Source organism: Nakamurella flavida (assembly GCF_030811475.1).
GTDB lineage: Bacteria > Actinomycetota > Actinomycetes > Mycobacteriales > Nakamurellaceae > Nakamurella > Nakamurella flavida.
Map to the genome: position 1 here is coordinate 3,299,840 of NZ_JAUSQV010000001.1, position 22,191 is coordinate 3,322,030.

The following is a 22,191-nucleotide window of genomic DNA, read 5'->3' on the forward strand; positions in this document are numbered from 1 at the left end:
TCAGGTGGCCGCCGCTGCCGCCCGCCCCGCGATCCGGCCGGAGAACAGGCAGCCGCCGAGGAACGTGCCCTCCAGCGCCCGGTACCCGTGCATGCCGCCGCCGCCGAATCCGGCGGCCTCACCGGCCGCGTAGACGCCGGGCAGGTGCTCGCCGCCGGGCCGGAGCACCCGGCCGTCCAGATCGGTCTCCAGCCCGCCGAGGGTCTTGCGGGTCAGCACGTGCAGCCGGACGGCGATGAGCGGCCCGGCGGCCGGGTCCAGCATCTCGTGCGGCGCGACGGTGCGCATGCGGCGGTCGCCGACGTACCGACGGGCCGCGATGGTGGCGGTGAGCTGGCCGTCCTTGCCCATGCCGCAGGCCAGTTCGGTGCGGACCTGCGCGTCGCGGGCCCGGACCACCCGCTCGACCTCGGCCCCGTCCACCAGGTCCGTCCCGGTCAGCGCGTTCATCCCGGTGACCAGCTCTGGCAGGGTGCCGGCGGTCACCACGTCCACCCCGGCGTCGACGAACGCCTGCACGGTGGGCTGCGCCCCCGCGCCTCGGGCCCGGGCGATGAGCCCGCGCACCGACTTGCCGGTGAAGTCCGGGTTCTGCTCGGACCCGGACAGCGAGAACTCCTTGGCGATGGTCGGGGCGTCGAGCAGGAACCAGGAATGGCTGTGACCGGTCGCGGTGATGTGCCGCAGCGCCGCACCGGTGTCGAACCCCGGGTAGAGCGGGGCCGGCAACCGGTGGCCGGTCGCGTCCAACCACAGGGGGCTCGGCCCGGACAGCACCCGGATGCCGTGCCCGCTCCACACGGGGGTGTGGTTGCGCAGGCCCTCCGGGTAGTGCCACATCCGGTCGCGGTTGATGACGTTGCCCCCGGCGTGCCCGGTGACCTGCAGCATCAGCCCGTCGGTGGACGCCGGCACACCGGAGATCAGCTCGGCCGGCGCGGCGTCCGGCCCGCCCGGCCAGTTCTCCCGGACCAGGTCGTGGTTGCCGCCGATGCCGCCGGTCGTCACGATCACCGCGCCGGCCTCGAGCGCGAAGTCGCCGACCACGCCGCGGCCGGAGTCCTCGCCGCGGGCGGCCGTGCTGGGTTCGAGGATGTCGCCGGCCACCCGCGCCGGTCCGCCGGGCCTCAGCTCGGTCACCCGGTGCCGGAAGCGCAGGGTCACTCGGCCGGTGCGCACGTGCACCATCACCCGGCGCAGGAAAGGCACGAGGACGGCCGGGCCGGTGCCCCAGGCGAGGTGGAAGCGGGGGACGGAGTTGCCCGGGTCGGTGGCCAGGGCGCCGCCGCGCTCGGCCCACATGACCAGCGGGAACAGCCCGATCCGCTGGCTGCGCAGCCACGCCCGCTGCTCCCCGGCGGCGAAGTCGACGAACGCCTCCGCCCAGCGCCTCGGCCAGTGGTCCTCCGGTCGGTCGAATCCGGCCGTGTTCATCCAGTCCGACCGGGCGAGCTCGGCGGAGTCCCGGATGCCGAGCCGGCGCTGCTCGGGACTGTCGACCAGGAACAGCCCGCCCAGGGCCCACCAGGCCTGCCCACCGATCGACGCGGGCGGCTCCTGGTCCAGGATGATCACCGACCGCCCGGCGTCGGCGGCCTCGGCGGCGGCGACCAGACCGGCCAGGCCCGCCCCCACGACGATCACGTCGGCATCGGCCATCAGCCGCCCCGTCCACCCCGGGGACCCCGGCCGGCCGCCGCGGGTCCTGCAACCGACAGCATGCCCGCGCGGGCCGCGGGCCGCCCTGTGGCGGTCCGGCTTCGGTCGGAGTCGAGGGGGCGGGCCGCACGCGGCGGTCCGGGCCGCGGGTCACCCCTTCGGGTGATTCGGCGCGGATGCGCTCGGTGACCAGCGGGGGGGATGCATCAACCAGATGGATTGACCGGGTCCGGACACCGCCCTGACTACCGTCAGTGCGGTTACTGTTACCGGTCAGCACGTGCGGGCGGTCATTTCCGGAAGGGCGACGGGGGGTGGGTGGTGGACCATCGGTCCGATCCCCTCGGTGCTCCCCTGCGCGAAACACCGCCGGCGTTCCGCCTGCTGCTCGCGGTGGGCGCGGTCGGCCTCGTCGTCGGCGCCACCCTGCTCGTCATCCTGGGTGAGCCGCCCACGGTGCCCCAGTTGTTCGGCAAGCCGGGGTTCCTCGCGCTCGCCGTCCTCATCGTGGTCGCCGACCTCTATCCGCTGGTGCCTTGGATGCGGGACGTCCGGGCCAACGTCACCTTCGCGTGGTCGGTGGCGTCCTCCCTGGGTGCCGTCATCGCCTTCGGGGCCCAGGCCGCCCTGTTCATCCCGCTGAGCGGCCTGGCCGTCGAGTTCGCCCGTCGCTCCGGTCCGTGGTGGCGGCCGTGGGTCTCGATGCTGGTCTTCGGCTGGATCGGGCTGACCGTGGCCGGGGTCGCCGAGTGGCTGCTCGCCGGGCCCATCACCCTCCCCGTCCCGGACGCCCCCGGCCTGCTGGTGGCCGGACTGGTGCTGACCGCGGTGGTGCTGATCACCCACGCCGTCCTGCAGGGCCTGGTGCTCGTCGCCCTGGGCGTCAGCACCTGGCGGCACCAGGTCCACCAGCTCGGGCGCACCGCCCGCGTCTGGGGCACCGGGCTCGCTCTCTCCCCGCTGATCGGCGTGCTGGCCGTCCTCCACCCCCCGGTGGTGCTGCTCGTCGTGGTCATCGTCGTCGCGGTCAACCACCTCAGCAGCACCCTGCTGCGGTCCACCGCGCAGGCCCGCACCGATCCGCTCACCCAGCTCGCCAACCGGCTCACCCTGACCCGCCGGCTCGCCCTGCGGCTGGCCCAGCTGAGCCGCCGTGACCCGGTGGTCGGTCTGCTGCTCATCGACCTGGACCGGTTCAAGGCGGTGAACGACACCTACGGGCACCTGGTCGGCGACGAGGTGCTCGTCGGCATCGGGCGCCGGCTGCTCGCCGCCGCCGGCCCGCGCGACCTGGTCGCCCGGATCGGCGGGGACGAGTTCGCCGTGCTCACCGGGCCCGGCACCCCCGCCGCCGCGCTGCCCGAGGTGGCCGGCCGCATCCGGGCGGCCCTGGCCGAACCGCAGATCATCCGGGACCACGTCATCGACGCAGGCGGCTCGGTGGGGTGGGCCGTGGGCAGCGACCACCGCACCCGCCCGGCCGACCTGCTCGAGCTCGCCGACCGCCACATGTACCGGGAGAAGCGCGCCGCCCGCCCCGCCGTCGTCGTCCAGCCGCTGTGGACCGTCACCGGGCAGGGTGGGCAGGCGTGGCCCGTGGCGTCGTGGACGGCACTGACCGACGGCGACATGGACTCCCTGCTGTCGGCCCGCACCGTGCGACACCCCGGCCTGCGGGGGTCCCTCGTGGTGGACCCGGACCCCCTGCCCGCTCAGGAGGCCTGATGTCCACCGGCTCCTCGCCGATGGTGTCGGCGATGGTGCACGCGACGACGCCGGGTCCGTTGCAGCTCCCGCTGCACCGGACGCCTCGGCCGTTCCGCTGGTTCCTGCTGATCACCATCGTGCTCGCCTGCGTCGGCTCGGTCTGGGCCGCATCCGGGGCTCCCGGCCCGTCCCTGGACGAGGTCTGGACCGAACCCGGATTCATCGGGCTCCTGCTGCTCATCGTGCTGGCCGATCTCTACCCGTGGTTGTCCCGCATGCAGGGGGTGCCCGGGGTGGAGAGCGTCGTCGTCTCCGCCCCGCTGTCCATCGCCGCCCTGATGGCCTACGGGCCGCCCGCCGCCGTCCTGTTCCTGTTGAGCGGTCTGCTGTGCGGCCTGCGCCGGCGGTGGTGGCGTGTGGTGCTCAACGGGTTCATGTGGGGCCTGCAGGGCGTCGTCGCGGCGCTCGTCCTCGTCGCCCTGGGGAGTCCGCAGCTGGGCGGGTGGACGCAACCGGCCGATCCGGGGGTCTGGACGCTGATCGCCGCCGGGGTGCTGCTGCTGGTCGTCGTGGAGGCGGTCAACATCCTGTTGATCGGCTTGGCCTACGTCCTCATCGGGCAGCAGACCATCCGCGAGTACCTCGCCGGCTGCCTGGAGGGCCGGCTGGCCACCATGATCGGGCTGATCGCCCCGGTCGGAGCGGTCGCCGCCCTGCAGGTGCCGTGGCTGCTGCCGCTCATCGCCGTGGCCACCATCGGGTCCCTCGAGGCGGTGCGGACCGCCTGGGTGCGGACCGTCCTGGCCGGGACGGACCCGCTCACCGGGGCGGCCAACCGGGCGGCCCTGATGGCTCGGCTGCGCACCCAGCTCGCCCGGCTGGACCGCACCCATCACCGCGTCGCCGTCCTCCTCGTCGACCTCGACGGCTTCAAGGCCGTCAACGACGAGTTCGGCCACGTGGTCGGCGACCAGGTGCTCATCGAGGTGGCGGACCGGCTCGGCACCGTCACCCGGGCCGAGCGCGACATGGTCGCCCGGTTCGGCGGCGACGAGTTCGCCGTGCTGCTCGGCGGTGGTCCGCTGCCGTCGGACGGCCGGGACCCGGCGGACGGCGACGTCGACATGATCACCGAGCGGATCCGCACCGCGATCGCCGCGCCCATGCGGATCGGTCCGCATCGCGTCGTGGTCGGTGCGTCCGTCGGCCGGGCGGAGGCCACCTCGCCCGCCGACCAGCCCGCCGATCTGTTCGAACGGGCCGACGCCGAGCTGTACGCGACGAAGGCCGCGCGGGTCTGCCCGAACCGCCTGCGCACGGCCGTCCCGGACGCCGACGACCCCACCGGGTGGTCGGGCCCGCTGTGGACCAGCACCCCGGCCGCCGTGGTCGTCACCGCGCCGGCCCTGCCCGCCCAGCGCACGGGTTGACGGCCGGCTCGACCGGGGACCGCCCGCCCGTGGTGGACGTCCTCGTCGTCGGCGGCGGCCAGGGCGGTCTGGCCGCCGCGCACCACCTGGCCCGGACCGGGACCGACTTCCTGGTGCTGGACGCGGAGACCGGCCCCGGTGGCGCGTGGCGGCACCGCTGGCCCACCCTGACCATGGCCACCGTCAACGGCATCCGCGAGCTGCCCGGGCTGCCGGTACCGCCCGGCCCGCCGGAGCGACCGGCCCGCGAGGCGGTGCCGGAGTACTTCGCCGAGTACGAGCGGCGCTTCGACCTGCGGGTCCGGCGGCCGGTGCAGGTGCGGGACGTGCGCTCGGTCGACAGGCTGCTGCGGGCCCGGACGACCGACGGTGCGGAGTTCACCGCCCGCACGCTGATCAACGCCACCGGCACCTGGACCCGACCGTTCTGGCCGACCGTGCCCGGTCGGCAGGTGTTCGCCGGGCGCCAGCTGCACACCCACGACTACCGCGGCCCGGGCCCGTTCACCGGTCGGCGGGTCGTCGTGGTCGGCGGCGGCATCTCCGCCGTCCAGCTGATCCTGGAGATCGAACCGGTGGCCGCGGCCGTCACCTGGGTGACCCGCCGCGAACCGGTGTGGGTGGACCGCGAGTTCACCACCGAGCTGGGCCGGGCGGCCGTCGCCATGGTCACCGAGCGCGTCGAGCGGGGGCTGCCACCCCGGTCGGTGGTGTCGGTGACGGGGCTGCCGCTGACGCCGGCCACCCGGGGGGCGCGGGAGTCGGGCGTGCTGCGGCGGCAGCCCATGTTCGCCGAGCTCGTCCCGCACGGGGTGCGCTGGGCGGACGGCCGGGAGGAGCAGGCCGACGTGGTGCTGTGGTGCACCGGCTTCCGGCCCGCCCTGGCCCACCTGGCCCCGCTGCGGCTGCGCTCACCGGCCGGCGGGGTGCAGCTGGTCGGCACCCGGGCCGCGCGGGACGCCCGGGTGCATCTGATCGGTTACGGCCCTTCCGCGTCCACGGTGGGCGCGAGCCGCGCGGGCCGGGCCGCCGTCACCGAACTGCGGGCCCTGCTCGCCGCCGGTTCCCCGGCCGGCCCCGACGGCGCGGACACCGGTGCGCGCGGGGGCCGACGGTAGGGTTCCACCGGTCGAGCGGCGGGGCCGCCGACAGGGAGCGGGGGAGGGCGTCGTGGGTCTGCAGCTGTTCAACTCGCTCACGTCCCGGGCGGAGGCGTTCGTCCCGCTGACGTCGGGACCGGTCCGGATGTACTCGTGCGGGCCCACCGTGTACTCCCAGGCGCACCTGGGCAATCTGCGGGCCTACCTGTTCAGCGACGTCCTGCGTCGCACGCTGCAGTGGTCGGGGTACGCCGTCGAGTCGGTCGTCAACATCACCGATGTCGGCCACACGGTGGGGGAGTCCGACCTCGGCGAGGACAAGATCGAGGCGGCCGCTCGGCGCGAGCTGCGCTCGGTGCGCGAGCTGACCGACCACTACACCGAGCTCTTCCGCCAGGACCTGGCCACCCTGAACGTGCTGCCGGCGACCCACCAGCCGCGGGCCTCGGACTACGTGCCGCAGATGGTGGAGTTCGCCCGGGTGCTCGACGAGCGCGGCTACACCTACCGTCTGCCCAGCGGTCTGTACTTCGACACCTCCCTCGACCCGGACTACGGCCTGCTGGCGAAGGCCAAGGCCGGCCTGGTCGAGCAGCGCGACCTGGGCGAGGAGGGCAAGCGCCACCCGGCGGACTTCGCGGTGTGGCGCTCGGACACCCCCGACGAGCGCCGCGTCATGCGCTGGGACTCCCCGTGGGGCCCGGGCGTGCCCGGTTGGCACCTGGAGTGCTCGGTGATGAGCCTGGCCCTGCTCGGCTCGCCGTTCGACCTGCACACCGGCGGGGTGGACCACCGCGAGATCCACCACGTCAACGAGATGGCGCAGAGCGCGGCCTATCTCGGCATCCCCGCGGCGGACTGGGTGCGGACCTGGATGCACAACGAGTTCCTGCTCTCCGGCGGGCAGAAGATCTCCAAGTCCGCGGGCCGGATGCCGCTGCTCTCCGACGTGGCCGCCGCCGGACTGGACCCGATGGCGTTCCGGTACCTGGTGCTCACCGCCCACTACCGCCGCCAGCTGAACTTCACCGAGGCCGGGCTGCGGGGTGCGGCCACCGCCCTCGGCCGACTGCGCACCCGTGTCCCCGCCGGTGCACCCCTGGTCGGGACGACGTTCGACGAGATCGCCGGGACGCTGTCCCCGGCCGGCCGGGAGTGGCTGACCCGCATCGACACCGCGCTCACCGACGACCTGAACACTCCGCGCGCCCTGGCCGAGGTCACCACGATGCTGCGCAGCGACCTGGACCCGGCCGAGCAGCGCACCGTCGCGCTGGCCGCGGACACCGTGCTCGGTCTCGGCCTGGCCGGACCGGCCGACGCCGTGGTCGCCGGGGACGCGGGCCCGACCGTCCCGGACGGGATGCTCGAGCAGGACGTGGCCGCCATCGAGGAACTGGTCGCCCGCCGCCAGGAAGCCCGTGCGGCCAGGGACTTCGCCGAGGCCGACCGGGTGCGCGACGAGCTGCACGAGCTGGGCGTCGAGGTCACCGACACCCCCGACGGGCCCCGCTGGACGGTCACCGGCGGGTCCTGAGGGCCGCGCCCGTCAGCTCAGATCGGGCAGCACCCGCCGCAGGAACCGTCGGGTGCGCGGGTCGGTCGGATCGCCGAGCACCTGCGCGGGCGGCCCCGCCTCGGCGATGCCCTGGTCGGCCAGGAAGACCACCTGGTCGGCGACCTCCCGGGCGAAGGCCATCTCGTGGGTGGCCACCAGCATGGTCATCCCGTCCCGGCGCAGTTCGGCGAGCAGGGTGAGCACCTCGCCGACCAGCTCCGGGTCCAGGGCGCTGGTCACCTCGTCGAACAGCATCAGCCGCGGCCGGTTGACCAGCGCCCGGGCGATGGCCACCCGCTGCTGCTGCCCGCCGGAGAGTTGGTCGGGCCGGGCGCTGGCCCGGTCGGCCAGGCCGACCCGGTCGAGCATCTCCTTGGCCGACTGCTCCGCCTCCCGGCGGGCGATCCCGTGCACCCGGCGCGGGGCCAGGGTCAGGTTGTCCAGCACGGACAGGTGCGGGAACAGGTTGAACGACTGGAACACCATGCCGATCCGCCCACGCACCTCGTCGGCGTCGACCCGGGGATCGGTGATGTCCTGCCCGTCCAGTTCGATGACGCCGTCGTCGACGACCTCGAGCAGGTTGACGCACCGCAGCAGCGTCGACTTGCCCGAACCGGACGCCCCGATCAGCGCCACGCACTGGTGGGCCTGCACGGCCAGGTCCAGGTCGTTCAGGATCACCGCGTCGCCGTAGGCCTTGCGCAACCCGGTGATCCGCAGCAGCGGCTGGTCCGCGGGCCCCGTCACACCGTTCCCCCGGCGGTGCCCGACCAGCCCTGCCGCCGCGCCACCCAGTCGGTGAGCCGGGTCAGCGGGATGGTCAGCAGGACGAACAGCAGACCGGCCACCACGTACGGCGTGTAGTTGTACGTCGTCGCGGTGGCGATCCGGGCCTGCAGCACCGCGTCGTAGATGACGCCGAGCACGGAGATCAGCCCGGTGTCCTTCTGCAGGGCGACCAGATCGTTGAGCAGCGGCGGCATGACCCGGCGCACCGCCTGCGGCACGACCACGAACCGCATGGTCTTCGCGTGGGACAGGCCCAGCGAGCGGGCCGCGGCGCGCTGGCTGGGGTGCACCGACTCGATGCCGGCGCGGAACACCTCGCTGACGTATGCGCCGTAGGTCAGCACCAGCGCCGCGCACCCCCAGAACAACGCCGAAGACGGCAGCCAGGAGATCCGCAGCGACGGCATGCCGAAGCCCAGCAGCAGCAGCACCAGGATCAGCGGCAGGCCGCGGAAGAGGTCGGTGTAGACGGTGGCGGCGGCGCGCAGCGGGAAGAACACCGGGCCGCGCAGGGTGCGGAGCAGGGCCACCGACAACGCCACGATCAGGATGGCGATCTCGCAGACCACCATCAGCCGGACGTTGAGCCACAACCCCTCGGCGATCTTCGGCAGCACCTCCCAGCCGTAGGAGAAGTCGAAGAACGTCCGGGTGAACCGGGGCCAGCCGGGGGTGTTGACCAGCCCGACGCCCACGACGAGCAGCACCGCGACCGTCGACACGGCGGCGATGGTGACCGACCGGCGGGTCCGGCGGCGCCGGTAGGCCAGCCGTTCCTGCTGCACGGCGGACGGTGCCCAGGCCGCCCGCCCGGTCGGCGCCGACATCCGGTCGGTCACCGGCGGATCAGCTCAGCTCGGTGACGGTGCGGGTGGGCAGCCACTCGTCGGCCAGCGCGTCCAGCGTGCCCTCGGACCGGAGCGCGTCCACGGCGGCGCTGACGCAGGTGGTCAGCGGGGAGTCCTTGGCCAGCAGCATGCCGAGCTGCTCGGGCTGGGCGGCCGGGGGCAGCTGGCCGACGATCTGGCCGTCGGTGAGCTGCGCCGCGGTCAGGTAGAACGCCGTCGGCGGGTCGACGACGAGCCCGTCGATCTGACCGTTCTGCAGGGCCTGGGCGGCGAGCTCGTTGGTGTCGAACACGGCCGGCGCCTCGGTGGGGACGATCTGCTCGTTGATCGCGGTCAGACTGGTGGTGCCGATCTGACCGCCCAGCCGGGCGCCCTTGAGGGCGTCGATGGTGGTGGCGCCGCTGATCGGCGAGCCGGCCACGGTGATCACCGTCTGGGTCAGGTCGTAGTAGCCGCTGGAGAAGTCGACCACCTGGGCCCGCTCGGGGGTGATGGTGAACTGGTTGACGTCGGCGTCGAACGACTCGCCGGTGCCGGCCAGGGCCTGGTTGAACGCCACCCGCGTCCACGCCACCTGGTCCCGGGTGTAGCCGAGCTTCTCCGCCGCCGCGTACGCGACCGCGGACTCGAAGCCGTCACCGCTCGCCGGGTCGTTGTTCACCACCCACGGCTCGTACGCCGGTTCGTCGGTGGCGAAGGTGAACGTGCCCGGCACCCGGGTGGCGAGCTGGTCGGGGGTGCAGTCGGCAGGCAGGGCGACCGCCGCGCCCGTGGCCGCCGACGAACCGCCGGACATCGTCCCGGTCTCGGTGGCCGAGCCCGCCGCCGAGGAGGAGGTGCTCGCGGACGCCCCCGAGGTCGGGGTGCTCGCGGTGGTGGACACGGCCGCGCCGGAGGTCGCCGGGGAGGAGACGGTGGTGGTGCCGGACGTGCCGCCGCAGGCGGCGACGGTCAGCAGACCGGCACCCACCAGGGCAGGGAGCAGTCGACGCACGTGCATGGGGTCTCCTCGAGATCGAGCTGCCGGCCGGGCCGGGCGGGGTGCCGGGCGGGGATCCGCGGTCCGGGCGCGGTCATCAGCATACGAAGTGGGGACGACAACGCCGTCCACTTCGGTGGGAGACGACGCCCACCGGCGTCGACGGGCATGCTGGAGGGGCAGACCACGCCGGTCCACCCGCCCGGGCGCCCGCCGACGCGCATCCGGGCCGGTCCGGGCGGGCTGCCAGGGAGTCGTGAGTCACCGTGCCCTCGTGGGAGTGGGTCCGGTGTGCCACGATCTTCCCGATCAATCGGGCGGCCGCAGCTCAGTGGCGGCCGCAGAGGAAGGAATCGGCGATGACCGAACAAGCTCCGCAGAGTGACATCACCCGGGGTGAGCCGCTGGGCTCGGGTCCGACGCGCACCCGTTCCTTCGAGCACCTGGCCGACTCCGGACGGTTCCGCATGCTGGTCGACGGCAACGAGGTCGCCGTCATCGACTACCGCCGCCTGCCCGGGAAGTGGAACGTGGTGCACACCTTCACCGATCCCGCCGTGCGCGGATTCGGGGTTGCCTCCGACCTGGTCCAGTTCGCCATGGACGCCGCCCGCGAGCAGCAGGTGAAGATCGTCCCGACCTGTCCGTACGTGCAGTGGTGGCTGACCGAGCGCCACCCCGAGTACGGCGACCTCATCGCGGCGGCGTGACCACGAGCGGGCCCGTCCCGGCCGAGAGTTTTCCCGGTGCCGTCACCACCCCGGCCCCGAACCCGCCGAGCGCGTCCGCTCCGCTTCCCCCGACCCCGAACGTCCCGGCCGCCGTCCGCGACGCCCCGGCTGCCGCACCCACCCCCGGCGCTGCCGTCCCCCCGGCCGCCGACACCGCCGGTTTCCAGGACGAGCTGACCACCGCGTTGAACGAGGCGCTGGACCGGATCGAGCAGTCCGAGCAGTCCGGGGCCCCGGGCGGGCCCGACGGCGCCGACGCCGACACGCGGGGGCGCCGCCGGGCCGGCCTGCGCGCGGCCGTGTCCACGGTGACCACCCGGGTGATGGCCGAGCGCACCCTGCGCGCGGAGGCGGCGGCCGCGGCCGCCGCCGATCCCTCGGTGCCCGACGCGCCACGGAACCGCGAGCGGACGACGTTCTCGCCGTTCCGGTGGGGCTTCCTGGGCGGGCTGGGCGTGCTGCTGGCCTTCGTGACCTACCAGTCGCTGGACACCATCCGCGGCACCCTGATCGTCATCGCCGTCGCCTCGTTGCTGGCCATCGGTCTCGATCCGCCCGTCGGCTGGCTCGTGCGCCGGGGCTGGAAGCGCGGCCTCGCCGTCATGCTGATCTTCCTGATCCTGCTGGGCGTCCTGGCCGGCGCCGCGTATGCGATCGTGCCGCCGGTGGTCAACGAGGTCGCCTCGTTCGTCACCTCGGTGCCCACCCTGATCACCGATCTGCAGAACCAGCAGTGGATCCAGGAGCTGGACGCGAAGTACGGCCTGCTGCAGCAGATCCAGAGCTCCAGCTTCGTGCAGAGCCTGGTCAGCGGGGCGTCCACCAGCCTGCTCACCGCCGGTGTGACCGTCGCCGGCATCCTGGTCGACCTGCTGATCGTGCTCATCCTGACCCTGTACTTCCTGGCCGGGTTCCCGAAGATCAAGGCCGCGGCCTGGCGGCTGGCGCCCGCGTCCCGGCGTCCCCGGGTCTCCTACCTGGGCGACAAGGTCCTCAAGCAGATGGGTGGCTACCTGGGCGGGGCGACCATCATCGCCATCCAGGCGGGCATCGTGGCGGGGGTCTTCGCCGCCGTCGTCGGCCTGCCCTACCCGTGGGCGATCGCCCTCGGCGCGGCCGTCCTGGACTTCGTGCCGGTGGTCGGGCCGATCGTCATCGGCGTCTCGATGACCCTGCTGGGCTTCACCATCTCGCTGCCGGTGGGCATCGGGGCGGGCGTGTTCTACCTGTGCCAGCACCTGTTCGAGGCGTACTGGCTGTACCCGAGGGTGATGCGTCGGACGGTGGACATCTCCACCGGAGCCGTGGTGGTGGCCATCCTGGTCGGCGGCTCGCTGCTCGGCGTCACCGGCGCCATCCTGGCCGTGCCGGTCGCCGCCGCGTGCATCCTCATCGTCCGCGAGGTCATCATGCCGATGCAGGAGCGTTCGTGAGCGATCGTCGGTTGCCGTCCCAGGCCGGACGGCGCGCGCTGATCACCGGGGCCAACACCGGCCTGGGGTTGGCCAGCGCGTCGGCCCTGGCCGCGGCCGGTGCCCAGGTGGTGCTGGCCGTCCGCGATCTGGGCAAGGGTCGCGCCGCGGTCGAGCGGATCGGCTCGCAGGTGCCCGGCGCCCGGGTCGAGCTGGTCCGGCTCGACCTGGCCGATCTGGCCAGCGTGGCGGAGGCGGCGACGCACCTGCGCGAGCACGAGCCGCTGGACGTCCTGATGAACAACGCGGGCGTGATGATGGTGCCGCAGCCGGAGACCACGGCCGACGGGTTCGAACGTCAGATGGGCACCAATCACCTGGGCCACTTCGCCCTCACCGCGCAGCTGTGGCCGGTGCTCGCGCCGGCGGCGCGGGTGATCCAGCTCAGCTCGATCGCCCACTACGGCGCGGGCCGACTGCACCAGATGCTCGGCACCGCCCCCGGGTACACCCCGATGGGTGCCTACGGGCAGTCCAAGTTGGCCACCGCCCTGTTCGGGGTCGAGCTGGCCCGCCGCGTGCAGGAAGCCGGCTCGTCGGTGGTCTCGGCGGTCGCCCACCCCGGATGGTCGGCGACGGAACTGTTCAGCCGGGACGACGGCGCCGGGTGGAGCGTCAAGCTGGCCCGGAAGGCGACCGCGCTGGCCGGCTCCTCCCCGCAGGAGGGGGCCCGCGCGCAGCTCTTCGCGGCCACCGACCCGAGCGTGCGCAACGGCGACTTCATCGGCCCGGCCCTGCTCGCCCGGGGTGCCCCGAAGCGGGCCAAGCTGTCCGCCGGCGCCCGCAACGAGGGTGACGCGGCCTGGCTGTGGGACGAATCGGCTCGGTTGACGCAGCTCGACCCGGACTTCGTCCGCGCCTGACGCCCCGGTCCCGACCCTGGCCGGTCAACGGCGCGTGTCATCGGCCGGTGTTCACCTGCCGGTCACTCCGGGTCGGGTTGGTCGTGGGGCGGCGCTCATGCCCCCGGGGTGGAGTGTGGGCATGCACCGATCCCCAACCCGACGCCTGCTGGGCGCCGTCTGCGGCCTCATCGCCGTGGCGTCCATCGCCATGGTCGTCCCGGCCGCCGTGGCCGAACCCGGGTGGACCACGTCCCCGACGGCCTCCTCCTCGACGTGGCGCGACGCGGCTCCGGCGAACCCCGTCGCACCTGCGGTCAGCGCGGTGCCGGCCGGGTCCGGTCGGCCCCTGACGGCTCTGCTGCAGGCCGTCTGACCGGTTCCACCGGGTCCCGCCGGACCCCACAGACCCTCCGTCACCGGCCGGTGGCGGCCGCGATCAAGCTGGTCGCCGCCGGTCCCTCGGAGAGCAGGACCGCCTGGTAGGCGTGGTAGATGTCCGGCTTGCCCTGCCAGGTCCGGGAGCTGGGTCGGTTCTGCTCGTCCAGCTCGTGGTGCCAGCTCCCGAGCTCCCGGTCGAGCAGATGGTCCTGGGCGTACCGCCAGAACGTGTCCAGCCAGGTCGCGTACAGCTCGTCCCCGGTGATCTGCCCGAGCACGGCGGCGACGCCGATGCCCTCGGCCAGCACCCAGTGCATGCGGGTACCGACGACCGGGACGCCGGCGAAGTCGACGGTGTAGACGAACCCGTCGGCCCCGTCCACCGCCCAGCCGTCGGCGATCGACGCGTCGAACAACGAGCGGGCGTCGGCGAGCAGCCAGGCCGGCGGGTCCTGAAGGCCCAGGTGCAGGTGTCCCAGCAGGCGGGCCCACTCCAGCCAGTGGCCGACCGTCGCGCCGTAGGGACGGAACGGGTGTGCCGGCTCGTCCCGGTTGTAGTCCAGCAGCACGTTCCACTGCGGGTCGTAGTGCTCGGGCAGCCGCCACTGATGGGCGCGGGCATGCCCGTGGATGAGGCTCTCCGCGATGCGCAGCGCCCGGTGCCGCCACACGTCGTTCCCGGTGACGTCGGCCGCGGCCAGGCACGCCTCGACCAGGTGCATGTTGGCGTTCGCGCCGCGGTAGGCCTCGAGCTCCTGCCACGGGCGGTCCCACACCTCGACGGCCAGGCCGTCGTCCTCCCGCCAGAAGTGCCCCTCGATGACGGCGATCGCCTGGTCGAGCAGCTCCGCCGCGCCCGGTCGCCCGGCCGCGGTCGCCGCCGAGGCCGCGAGCAGCACGAACGCCGTCTCGTACGCGCGCTTGTCCCGCGCCCCGTCACCGGTGGTGTCGGTGGTGTCGGGGCCGGGGTCGGCCGCGTACCAGCCGCCGAAGCGCCCGTCGGCCAGCAGACCGGTGAGCGCGGCGACCCCGTGGTCGGCCAGCGCGGCGGCATCCGGTCGGCCCCGGAGATGGGCGAGGGAGTACACGTACGTCATCCGGGCGGTGATCCAGGTCTGCACCGGGTGGCCGTCGTCGACGCCGCCACGCTCGTCCAGCCAGCCGAACCCTCCGGAGGGCAACCGGGCGGCGACGCCGAAGTCGAGCAGACGGTCGTCCTCGCCGCTCGGACGGGCGGGGGATGCGGGGCTGACCATGGGAACTCCCTGGGCGAGGGGACGGGACGGACACGGGGACGGGGCGGAGCGCGGGTCCGCCTGCCGTCCCCGGCGGGCAGGATGGCCCGGTGATTGTCCGTCATCGACCTCGGGCGTGGGACGCGACGTCCGGTGCCCGGACGGACCGAGGGGCCGATCCTGACGCGCGACCTCACGTTCCGCGCCCCCGGGCCGTCTACCCGTCATGAGCCTGCCGCCGTTCCAGACCGTCGTGGACGTCCATGGGGCGACCGTGCTGCGCGTCTGCCGGGCGCTGCTCGGCCCGGTGGACGCCCAGGACGCGTGGTCGGAGACGTTCCTGTCCGCGCTCACCGCCTATCCGGCCCTGCCGGCCGACGCCAACGTGCAGGCCTGGCTGGTGACCATCGCGCATCGCAAGGCCGTGGACGCGCTGCGGGCCCGGTCCCGGGCGCCCGTCCCGCTCGCCCACCTGCCCGATCGCCCACCGCCGCCCGTGCCGACCCCGGACGACGACCTGTGGGCCGCGGTGGCCGCCCTGCCCGACCGGCAGCGGCAGGCGGTGGCCTACCACCACGTCCTCGGGTTGCCGTTCCGCGAGGTCGCCGAGCTGACCGGCGGCACCGTCGCCGCGGCCCGCCGCGCCTCCGCCGACGGCATCGCCGCGCTGCGGCGCTCCCGCATCCGCTCCTCGTCCACCCTCCAGGAGACCCCATGACCAGCGCCGACACCCGCACCGATCTGCACACCGCGCTCGACCGCGGCCTGGCCGACGATCTGGCCGGGCTCCGGGCCGCCCTCGCTGCGGACGCCGAACGGTCGGGTCTGCTGGACGTCGGCTACGACATCGTGGACACCCCGATCGGCGCGCTGCTGGTGGCGGCGACCGGGCAGGGCGTCGTCCGGGTGGCGTTCGCGCGGGAGGACCACGACCAGGTGCTGGCCGAGCTGGCTGCCACGATCGGGCCACGCATCCTACGAGCGCCGGCCGCGGTGGCCGTCGCGGCCGGGCAGCTCGACGAGTACCTGCGCGGCCGACGTCATGGCTTCGATCTCCCGTTGGACCTGCGGGTGTCCGGCTTCCGGCAGCAGGTGCTGACCGCGTTGCGCGGCATCGGATACGGCGCCACGCGCAGCTACGCCGAGATCGCGGCGGTCACCGGGAGCCCCCGGGCCGTCCGGGCCGTGGGCACCGCCTGTGCGCGGAACCCGTTGCCCCTGCTCATCCCGTGCCACCGGGTGGTCCGGGCCGACGGATCACCGGGCAGCTATCTGGGTGGGGCGGAGGTCAAGCGCGCGCTGCTGGCCCTGGAGGCGGCCTGACCCTCACCGGGGACACGAACGGCCCCGCCCGCTGATCGTGGAGATCATCAGACGGGGCCGGACGGGCCGATCGACGGGCGGGGTCAGGACCGCCGGGGTCGGCGGGCGATGAGCACGACCGCGGTGACGACCAGCAGCGCCGCCACGACCAGGGCCGCCCAGATCCACCCGGACAACCCACCGCTGCTCGCCGCGGGGGTGACCGCCGTGGAACCGGTGGTCTGCCCCGTCGACGGGGCGGCCGAGGTCGACGCAGCCGCCGATGAGGCTGACGACGACGAGGTGGCCGACGACGAGGCTGTCGACGACGACGAGGTGGCCGACGACGAGGCTGTCGACGACGACGTGGCCGCCGACGACGTGGCCGGTGACGGCGCACTCGAGGACGGGGTCGACGAGGACGCCGTGTTGCTCTCCGGCGTGGGGGCGACCGACGGTCCGGTGGTGACGGCCGCCGCGGACAGCTCGAAGGCGAGCTGGCCCTGCACGGGGTGCCCGTCGGTGGAGACGATGCGGTAGGCGACCGCGTACGCCCCGGCGACGGGCAGCGTGCCCACCGACATCTCCACGGACGTCCCGAGCACGGTGGGGGTACCCGTCTGGTACTCGGTCCCGTCCGGTCCGGTCACCACCACGACCGGTTCGAAGTTCTGCACCGGCTGGTCGAAGGTGAGCGTGACGGTCTGCGGGGCGGCGTCCAGCACCGACCCGTCGGTGGGGTTGCTGCTGGTCAGCACGTTGTGCGCGGCGGCCGGGCCGGCCAGGCCCAGCGCGGCCAGCACGACGACGGCCAGCACCGCACCGAGTCGGGCCAGCACGCGGGGAGCGGCGGACGGCCGTGCGGTCGGGGGTCGGGTCACGAGGGGTCCTTCTTCAGGTGGGGGCGCCGCAGACCGATGGCCGCGGTGAGCAGCGCGACGGCCGCGACGACGATGCCGACGATACCGAGCGTGCGGGCCGGTGAATCGGTGTCGTCGGCGGTGGCGGCGGCCGTGGTGGCCGTGTCGGTGACGGCGGGGACCTCGGTGGTGCCGGTCGCTGGGGCACTGCCGGTGGCGCCGCCATGGTGGTCTGCGTCCGCGCCGGTGGCGGCGGGGGTGATGGTGAACGAGGGCGCCGGGTGCTCGGCCTCGCTGCCGTCGGCGTTCTCCGGGTCGGCCCAGCGGACGACGCTGCCGTCGCTGTACGTCTGGTCGGCGGGGAACGTCAGGGCGTCGATGTCGGGCAGCGGGCCGACGGACAGGGCGAACCGCGCGAACTGGCCGGGCTCGATGCTGGTGCCGGCATCGGCGGTCCAGGTGACCGAGGAGACGGCCTCGGTCAGCGTCAGGTCGCCCTGGACGACCGGGCTGGGCAGGGTGTCCTTCTGGACGGTGGTCGTCCAGCCGGGCACGGCCTCGTAGGAGACCGAGGCCAGCGGGTGGTCGGCGGGGATCTCCACCTTGACCGCGACGGTCCCGGCGGTGGCCGATTCGTTGGGCACCCGGAAGGTGAGCAGCGAATAGCTGCCGGCCTCGGTGGAGGACGCGGCGACGGAGACGTGGGCGGCGGCGACCCCGGCGCCGGCGAACAGGCCGACGGCGGTGAGGGCGGCCAGACCACCGAGGCGGTGCAGCAGCCGGCGGGCGGGGCGAGGGGTCGGTGCGGCGGGCAGGGTCGGTGCAGACACGGGAGTCCTTCTCGGAACGGAGGATGCGGGGTCGGCAGGGCCGGCACACCCGCGGGGGACCGGACCCGCGGACACGCGGGTCGATCGGGGACGGAGCGGCGGCGCTCAACGCGCCGGGACGACTCCGGGGGGTCCGCGCACCACGCGCACGGCGGCCAGTCGGGCGCCGATCAGGACGGCCACGTCGCGGGCGGGAGCGGGACTCCAGCGCAGCGGGACACGGACGGCGGGCCGGCCGACGGCGCGCAGCACGGTGCGCCGCCAGGCGGCGAACAGCCGGAACAGCGCGGTCTCGCCACGGGCCAGGAGCAGCGCGGTCGCCGCCGCGGCCAGCACGTGGAAGGCCACCATCGGGGCCGACGAGGCGGCTCCGGACATCGTGCCGGCTGTCATCGAGTCGGCGGACATCGACTCGGCGGACATCGCGCCGGCCATCCGGCTCGTCCCGGCCGGGTGCGCTCCGAGCATGAACAGGACGTGGAAGAGCAGCTGGGCGACGGTGGTGGCCGCGAGCAGGACGGGCAGGCCGAGCCGCCGGCGGGTCAGCGGGTGCAGCCCGATCGCCGCGGCCGCGACGGCGAGCAGGAGCAGGGCACGGTCGGGAGCAGGGCCGCCGCCCGCGAGGTGACCGAGGGCGGCCAGCTGGGCCGCGGTGACCGCGAAGATCCCGGTGCGGACGATCCGCCAGCCGCGGGAGGCGGGAACGGCGGTCGACGCGACCGACCGGGGGGTCCGTGCGGACGTCCGGTGGGGCCGTGGGTCGAGCGTCGGGCGGGGCACGGTCAGGGGGCGGGCCGCGCCACCAGGAACGTCATCAGATCGGCGTCGATCTGGTTCAGGTCACCGGTGACGGCGTTGATCGTGGCCTTGCGGCGGCCGGTGGGCATGGACGCGGCCGCGTCGATCGCCGTGGACAGGTCATCCAGCCGGCGGTGGGCGGCGTCGCAGAAGCGGACCACGGGCGGTTCGCCGCTGCGCCGGCTGAGCAGGTTCTCCACCGAGGCGGTGAGTCCGTCGATGCGGGCGGCCACGGTGCCCGTCGGCCCGCGGTAGGTGCCGATGCGGGTGGGGTCGATGCCGAGCTGCCGGGCCCGCCGGTCGTCCAGCAGGCCGCGGATGCCCACGGACGCGCTCATCGCGAGCGGGGTGACGGTGGGGCCGACGAGCTTGACGATCGTGAGGCCGCGGCGGGCCGTCTTGGGATCGAGCAGGGTGTTGACCAGGTTGGCGGGTCGGGTGGACACCGCCTTCTGCACCTTCTTCAGGTCCTTCTTCTTGACCTTGCCGGTGGTGGTGACGGTCGGCGTGGCCGAGCGGGATGCGGACTTCGCGGACTTCGTGCGCCGCTTGAACAGTGCCACGCTGCTCCCCTCGGGTCGATCGGGCCGGACCCGGTGGACGGATCCGCTGCTGTGGTCAGCCTAGGCGTAGGTCGATCGGTCGTGCGCCGCGCCCGTCCGCTGTCGGTGGTGACCGTCGGTTGCCCACCTACGCTGACCCCGGTGACCTCACCGACCCCGGGCCCGCGCCCCGACCCGGGCGGCGGCACCGTCCGGCTGGGTGCGACGGCCGCGGACCGCTGCCGGCGTCGGGTGCATCTGGACGCCGACCCGGCCGCCCGCCTCCCGGCGGTCAGCGCTGCCGGGGAACAGCGCCGCGAGGACGCCCGCGTCCACCGGCTCGCCGTCCTGGAGCACCTCGCCCCGTCCCTCCCGTCGGGCACCGCCGCAGACCGCTTTCCGGACCTCGCGCCGGACCGTCCACCGGCGCCGTTCCCCCCGGTGGGCGACGAGCGCCCCGCGGTCGTCCTCGGTGCCCAGCTGCACAGCGCCACCCGGGTCGGTCGGCCCGATCTGCTCATCTGGGACGGGCGGGGTTATCTGCCGGTGCTGATCCGGGCCCACCGCACCCTGGACCGCGGCGGCGGCGCCCCCACCTCCCCGGTGTCCGACCCGTTGGCCGTCCGGGCGGATCCGCTGCGCAAGGCCCGCCGGCACCGCGACGACGCGCTGGCCCTGGCCCACCACGTGCGGCTGCTGCAGGATCTCGGCTGGGCCTCGCCCGATCTGCGGGGCGGGGTGATCGGTCACGGGGCCGCCGACGGGTTGCCGCCGGACGACGAGACCATCCTCTGGCACGACCTGGACCCGGCGCCGGTGCCCCGGGCGGGCGGGACGGGTGGCGGAGTCGCACCCCGCATCTCCACCCCGTTGGCCGACTACGACCGGCGGTTCGCCGACCGCCTCGCGGTGGCCCGGGCCGCGGGCGCGGGCGGGGTGCTGGCCCTGCCGTCGCGGGTGTCGGAATGCCGTCGATGCCCCTGGTGGCCACGGTGCGAACCCGAGCTGGAGGCGGCGGGGGACGTGTCGTTGCTGGTGGGCAGCGCGGAGGTGGCCGCGTTGCACGCGGTCGGGGTGCGGACGGTCGACCAGCTCGCCGGGCTGGACCCGGCCACCGTGGCCGCACTGGAACTGGGCGGTGTCTCCGCCGGCCGGGACCGGGTGCGGGCGCGCGCCCGGCAACAGGGGTTCCCCCTCGTCCGCCGGGCCGCGGTGCCGGGCGTCCTGCGGGCGGACGTCGAGCTGGACGTGGACTCCGAGTCCTACCTCGAGGACGGGGCCTACCTCTGGGGGACGTTCCTGTCCGGGGTTCCCATCGGCGTGCCCGAAGGGTTCACCGGTTTCGCCACCTGGGCGCGGCTGCCCGGCCGGGCAGCCGGTGAGGTGTTCGCCGCGTTCTGGGCGCACCTGACCGACCTGCGCGGACGGGCCGCCGCGGCGGGTCTGACCTTCGCCGCCTACTGCTGGTCGGCCTCGGCGGAGGAACGCTGGATGCGGTCGGCGCCCCGGCAGTACCCGGACGTGCCGGGCATGCCCTCGGCGGCCGAGGTGGACGCGTTCTGCCGGTCGGCGCAGTGGGTCGACCTCTACGCCGAGGTCAGGCGGGACTTCCTGGCCGTGGGCTCGCTGCGGCTCAAGGCGGTCGCGCCGATCGCCGGATTCGCCTACCGGGACGAGGATCCCAGCGGGGAGAACTCGCTGTCCTGGTACCGCGCCGCGGCCGGAATGGACGGACCGCCCGACCCGGTCACCGCCCGTCGGCTGCTGGAGTACAACGAGGACGACGTGCGCGCCACGCTGGCCGTCCGCCGGTGGGTGACCGAACGGTCCGGTGACGTGCCCACGGTCGACGAACTGTCGCAGGACTCCTGACGATCCGCGGAGTGGGCACCGATGAGTGGGCCGGGCCGCCGCGGTCCACCGTCCACAGCCCAGGACCGGAGGCCCCCATGACCGAAACCCCGCACGCACCCGCCGACGGCACCCGGGTGGGCGCGCTCGACCGCACGTTCGTCGCGACGCTGGAGTGCAGCCCCGCCCGCGGCGGCTGGACCTACGTCGTGCTGCCCGACTCGGTCACCTGGTTCGGCACCCGCGGCCTGGTCAAGGTGCGCGCCACCGTCGACGGGGTGCCGTTCACCAGCTCGTTCATGGCCCTGGGCGACGGGCGGCACAAGCTGCCGATCGCCGGCCCGCTGCGGGCCGTGATCGGCAAGGGGGCCGGCGACGAGGTGAGCGTCCGGCTGCTCGAACGGCTGCCCCGTTGACCGGCACTCAGCGCGGCGCCATCCGCAGGGCGCCGTCCAGCCGGATCGTCTCGCCGTTCAGGTAGTCCTGCGCGGCGAGCGACAGCACCAGCGCCGCGTACTCCTCGGGCAGGCCGAGTCGCGGCGGGAACGGGACGGTCGCCGCGAGGGACTCGCGGAACTCCGGGGTCACCGTGGCCATCATCGGGGTGTCCAGCACGCCGGGGGCGATCGTCATCACCCGGATCCCGGACGAGGCCAGGTCCCGCGCGGCGGGCAGGGTCATCGCGGCCACCCCGCCCTTGGACGCGGCGTAGGCGATCTGGCCGATCTGCCCGTCGAAGGCGGCCACCGAGGCCGTGTCGACGATCAGTCCCCGCTGGCCGGCCGCGTCCACCGGTGCGGTCGTCGCCATCGCCTCGGCGGCCAGACGCAGCACGTTGAACGTGCCGATCAGGTTGACCGAGACGACCCGGGCGAACATGTCGAGATCGTGCACGCCCCGGCGGGACAGCACCCGGCCCGCGGTGGCGATCCCGGCGCAGTTCACCGCCAGCCGGAGCGGGGCCGCGGCCTCCCCGGCGGCCCGGTCCACCGCGGCCCGCACGTCGGCCGCGGCGGTGACATCGCCGTCCGCACACAGGATGTCGTCGGGTCGACCGCCGCGGTCCCACCCGTCGGCGAGGTCGAGTCCGACCACCCGCACCCCGGCGTGCGTCAGGGCCCGGGCGGTGGCCGCTCCCAACCCGGAGGCGGCCCCGGTGACCAGGGCGGACGTGTCGGTGAGCTGCATCGCTGACCTCCGGAGCATCGGGGGACACCGGCGCGGCGAACGGCTGAACGGGCCCGCCGGCGGACTGTCGGCCACCCTACGACCGC

Annotated in this window: 22 protein-coding genes; 12 read left to right on the forward strand and 10 right to left on the reverse strand. The window is 74.4% G+C overall.

Going from position 1 to position 22,191, the window contains the following annotated elements; all coding sequences use genetic code 11:
• Positions 1-1,659 carry an FAD-binding dehydrogenase gene (locus J2S58_RS14595; RefSeq protein WP_205257858.1) on the reverse strand — a complete coding sequence of 553 codons (1,659 nt, stop codon included), beginning with the start codon at positions 1,657-1,659 and terminating at the stop codon, positions 1-3.
• Between the two features lie 321 nt (positions 1,660-1,980).
• Between J2S58_RS14595 and J2S58_RS14600 the strand changes: the two genes are divergently transcribed.
• From J2S58_RS14600 to cysS, 4 genes are read left to right on the forward strand one after another with little or no spacing between them, the layout of a single operon-like run.
• A complete protein-coding gene (locus J2S58_RS14600) occupies positions 1,981-3,384 on the forward strand; it encodes a GGDEF domain-containing protein (RefSeq protein ID WP_306828708.1) in 1,404 nt (467 codons plus the stop codon).
• On the forward strand, positions 3,384-4,796 hold the full coding sequence (locus J2S58_RS14605; RefSeq protein WP_205257859.1) for a GGDEF domain-containing protein: 1,413 nt from the start codon (positions 3,384-3,386) through the stop codon (positions 4,794-4,796). The genes J2S58_RS14600 and J2S58_RS14605 overlap by 1 nt, the downstream gene beginning before the upstream one ends.
• Before the next feature lie 29 nt (positions 4,797-4,825).
• Positions 4,826-5,914: an NAD(P)-binding domain-containing protein gene (locus tag J2S58_RS14610; protein WP_205257860.1), complete on the forward strand. Its 1,089-nt coding sequence runs from the start codon at positions 4,826-4,828 to the stop codon at positions 5,912-5,914.
• Positions 5,915-5,966: 52 nt separating this feature from the next.
• On the forward strand, positions 5,967-7,433 hold the full coding sequence (gene cysS / locus J2S58_RS14615) for a cysteine--tRNA ligase (protein WP_205257861.1): 1,467 nt from the start codon (positions 5,967-5,969) through the stop codon (positions 7,431-7,433).
• 12 nt (positions 7,434-7,445) lie between these two features.
• On the opposite strand, the gene J2S58_RS14620 is transcribed toward cysS, so the two are convergent.
• The 3 genes from J2S58_RS14620 to J2S58_RS14630 are packed head-to-tail and all read right to left on the reverse strand — an operon-like array spanning position 7,446 to position 10,094.
• A complete protein-coding gene (locus J2S58_RS14620; RefSeq protein WP_306828712.1) occupies positions 7,446-8,204 on the reverse strand; it encodes an amino acid ABC transporter ATP-binding protein in 759 nt (252 codons plus the stop codon).
• A complete protein-coding gene (locus J2S58_RS14625; RefSeq protein WP_275889522.1) occupies positions 8,201-9,073 on the reverse strand; it encodes an amino acid ABC transporter permease in 873 nt (290 codons plus the stop codon). Before J2S58_RS14625 ends, J2S58_RS14620 begins: the two co-directional genes overlap by 4 nt.
• Before the next feature lie 19 nt (positions 9,074-9,092).
• Entirely contained in the window at positions 9,093-10,094 is a 1,002-nt protein-coding gene (locus J2S58_RS14630; protein ID WP_205257863.1) for an ABC transporter substrate-binding protein, read from the reverse strand.
• Positions 10,095-10,432: 338 nt separating this feature from the next.
• Here J2S58_RS14630 and J2S58_RS14635 point away from each other — a divergent pair, with 338 nt between their 5' ends.
• The 4 genes from J2S58_RS14635 (at position 10,433) to J2S58_RS14650 (ending at position 13,494) form a co-directional block, all read left to right on the forward strand.
• On the forward strand, positions 10,433-10,783 hold the full coding sequence (locus J2S58_RS14635; RefSeq protein ID WP_205257864.1) for a GNAT family N-acetyltransferase: 351 nt from the start codon (positions 10,433-10,435) through the stop codon (positions 10,781-10,783).
• On the forward strand, positions 10,780-12,237 hold the full coding sequence (locus tag J2S58_RS14640; protein ID WP_205257865.1) for an AI-2E family transporter: 1,458 nt from the start codon (positions 10,780-10,782) through the stop codon (positions 12,235-12,237). Before J2S58_RS14635 ends, J2S58_RS14640 begins: the two co-directional genes overlap by 4 nt.
• Complete coding sequence (locus J2S58_RS14645; protein ID WP_205257866.1) at positions 12,234-13,139, forward strand: oxidoreductase; 906 nt, start codon at positions 12,234-12,236, stop codon at positions 13,137-13,139. The genes J2S58_RS14640 and J2S58_RS14645 overlap by 4 nt, the downstream gene beginning before the upstream one ends.
• Positions 13,140-13,260: 121 nt before the next feature.
• Entirely contained in the window at positions 13,261-13,494 is a 234-nt protein-coding gene (locus J2S58_RS14650; protein WP_205257867.1) for a hypothetical protein, read from the forward strand.
• A gap of 40 nt (positions 13,495-13,534) precedes the next feature.
• Here the strand turns inward: J2S58_RS14650 and J2S58_RS14655 are convergent, their stop codons facing one another.
• Positions 13,535-14,755, reverse strand: a complete 1,221-nt coding sequence (locus tag J2S58_RS14655) for an AGE family epimerase/isomerase (RefSeq protein ID WP_205257868.1) — start codon at positions 14,753-14,755, stop codon at positions 13,535-13,537.
• A gap of 205 nt (positions 14,756-14,960) precedes the next feature.
• Here J2S58_RS14655 and J2S58_RS14660 point away from each other — a divergent pair, with 205 nt between their 5' ends.
• Both J2S58_RS14660 and J2S58_RS14665 read left to right on the forward strand, forming a co-directional pair.
• Positions 14,961-15,452, forward strand: a complete 492-nt coding sequence (locus J2S58_RS14660) for an RNA polymerase sigma factor (protein WP_205257869.1) — start codon at positions 14,961-14,963, stop codon at positions 15,450-15,452.
• Positions 15,449-16,057: a methylated-DNA--[protein]-cysteine S-methyltransferase gene (locus tag J2S58_RS14665; RefSeq protein WP_205257870.1), complete on the forward strand. Its 609-nt coding sequence runs from the start codon at positions 15,449-15,451 to the stop codon at positions 16,055-16,057. Before J2S58_RS14660 ends, J2S58_RS14665 begins: the two co-directional genes overlap by 4 nt.
• An 83-nt stretch (positions 16,058-16,140) precedes the next feature.
• On the opposite strand, the gene J2S58_RS14670 is transcribed toward J2S58_RS14665, so the two are convergent.
• The 4 genes from J2S58_RS14670 to J2S58_RS14685 all read right to left on the reverse strand — a co-directional run bounded on the left by J2S58_RS14670 (position 16,141) and on the right by J2S58_RS14685 (position 19,087).
• Positions 16,141-16,917: a copper resistance CopC family protein gene (locus J2S58_RS14670; protein ID WP_205257871.1), complete on the reverse strand. Its 777-nt coding sequence runs from the start codon at positions 16,915-16,917 to the stop codon at positions 16,141-16,143.
• On the reverse strand, positions 16,914-17,726 hold the full coding sequence (locus J2S58_RS14675) for a YcnI family copper-binding membrane protein (protein WP_205257872.1): 813 nt from the start codon (positions 17,724-17,726) through the stop codon (positions 16,914-16,916). The genes J2S58_RS14670 and J2S58_RS14675 overlap by 4 nt, the downstream gene beginning before the upstream one ends.
• A gap of 105 nt (positions 17,727-17,831) precedes the next feature.
• Entirely contained in the window at positions 17,832-18,506 is a 675-nt protein-coding gene (locus tag J2S58_RS14680; RefSeq protein ID WP_205257873.1) for a hypothetical protein, read from the reverse strand.
• A 2-nt stretch (positions 18,507-18,508) separates the two neighbouring features.
• Positions 18,509-19,087, reverse strand: a complete 579-nt coding sequence (locus tag J2S58_RS14685; RefSeq protein ID WP_205257874.1) for a DUF6474 family protein — start codon at positions 19,085-19,087, stop codon at positions 18,509-18,511.
• Between the two features lie 141 nt (positions 19,088-19,228).
• Between J2S58_RS14685 and J2S58_RS14690 the strand changes: the two genes are divergently transcribed.
• Both J2S58_RS14690 and J2S58_RS14695 read left to right on the forward strand, forming a co-directional pair.
• Entirely contained in the window at positions 19,229-20,938 is a 1,710-nt protein-coding gene (locus J2S58_RS14690; RefSeq protein WP_205257875.1) for a TM0106 family RecB-like putative nuclease, read from the forward strand.
• 77 nt (positions 20,939-21,015) lie between these two features.
• A complete protein-coding gene (locus tag J2S58_RS14695) occupies positions 21,016-21,333 on the forward strand; it encodes a DUF1905 domain-containing protein (protein ID WP_205257876.1) in 318 nt (105 codons plus the stop codon).
• A 7-nt stretch (positions 21,334-21,340) separates the two neighbouring features.
• On the opposite strand, the gene J2S58_RS14700 is transcribed toward J2S58_RS14695, so the two are convergent.
• Positions 21,341-22,105: an SDR family NAD(P)-dependent oxidoreductase gene (locus J2S58_RS14700; protein WP_205257877.1), complete on the reverse strand. Its 765-nt coding sequence runs from the start codon at positions 22,103-22,105 to the stop codon at positions 21,341-21,343.
• Positions 22,106-22,191: the final 86 nt, after the last annotated feature.

Coding starts and splice junctions, on each gene's coding strand:
- J2S58_RS14665 (WP_205257870.1), top strand. CDS start 15,449: ATGACCAGCGCCGACACCCGCACCGATCTGCACACCGCGCTCGACCGC.
- J2S58_RS14625 (WP_275889522.1), bottom strand. CDS start 9,073: ATGTCGGCGCCGACCGGGCGGGCGGCCTGGGCACCGTCCGCCGTGCAG.
- J2S58_RS14655 (WP_205257868.1), bottom strand. CDS start 14,755: ATGGTCAGCCCCGCATCCCCCGCCCGTCCGAGCGGCGAGGACGACCGT.
- J2S58_RS14695 (WP_205257876.1), top strand. CDS start 21,016: ATGACCGAAACCCCGCACGCACCCGCCGACGGCACCCGGGTGGGCGCG.
- J2S58_RS14635 (WP_205257864.1), top strand. CDS start 10,433: ATGACCGAACAAGCTCCGCAGAGTGACATCACCCGGGGTGAGCCGCTG.
- J2S58_RS14605 (WP_205257859.1), top strand. CDS start 3,384: ATGTCCACCGGCTCCTCGCCGATGGTGTCGGCGATGGTGCACGCGACG.
- J2S58_RS14660 (WP_205257869.1), top strand. CDS start 14,961: ATGAGCCTGCCGCCGTTCCAGACCGTCGTGGACGTCCATGGGGCGACC.
- J2S58_RS14700 (WP_205257877.1), bottom strand. CDS start 22,105: ATGCAGCTCACCGACACGTCCGCCCTGGTCACCGGGGCCGCCTCCGGG.
- J2S58_RS14630 (WP_205257863.1), bottom strand. CDS start 10,094: ATGCACGTGCGTCGACTGCTCCCTGCCCTGGTGGGTGCCGGTCTGCTG.
- J2S58_RS14650 (WP_205257867.1), top strand. CDS start 13,261: ATGCACCGATCCCCAACCCGACGCCTGCTGGGCGCCGTCTGCGGCCTC.
- J2S58_RS14595 (WP_205257858.1), bottom strand. CDS start 1,659: ATGGCCGATGCCGACGTGATCGTCGTGGGGGCGGGCCTGGCCGGTCTG.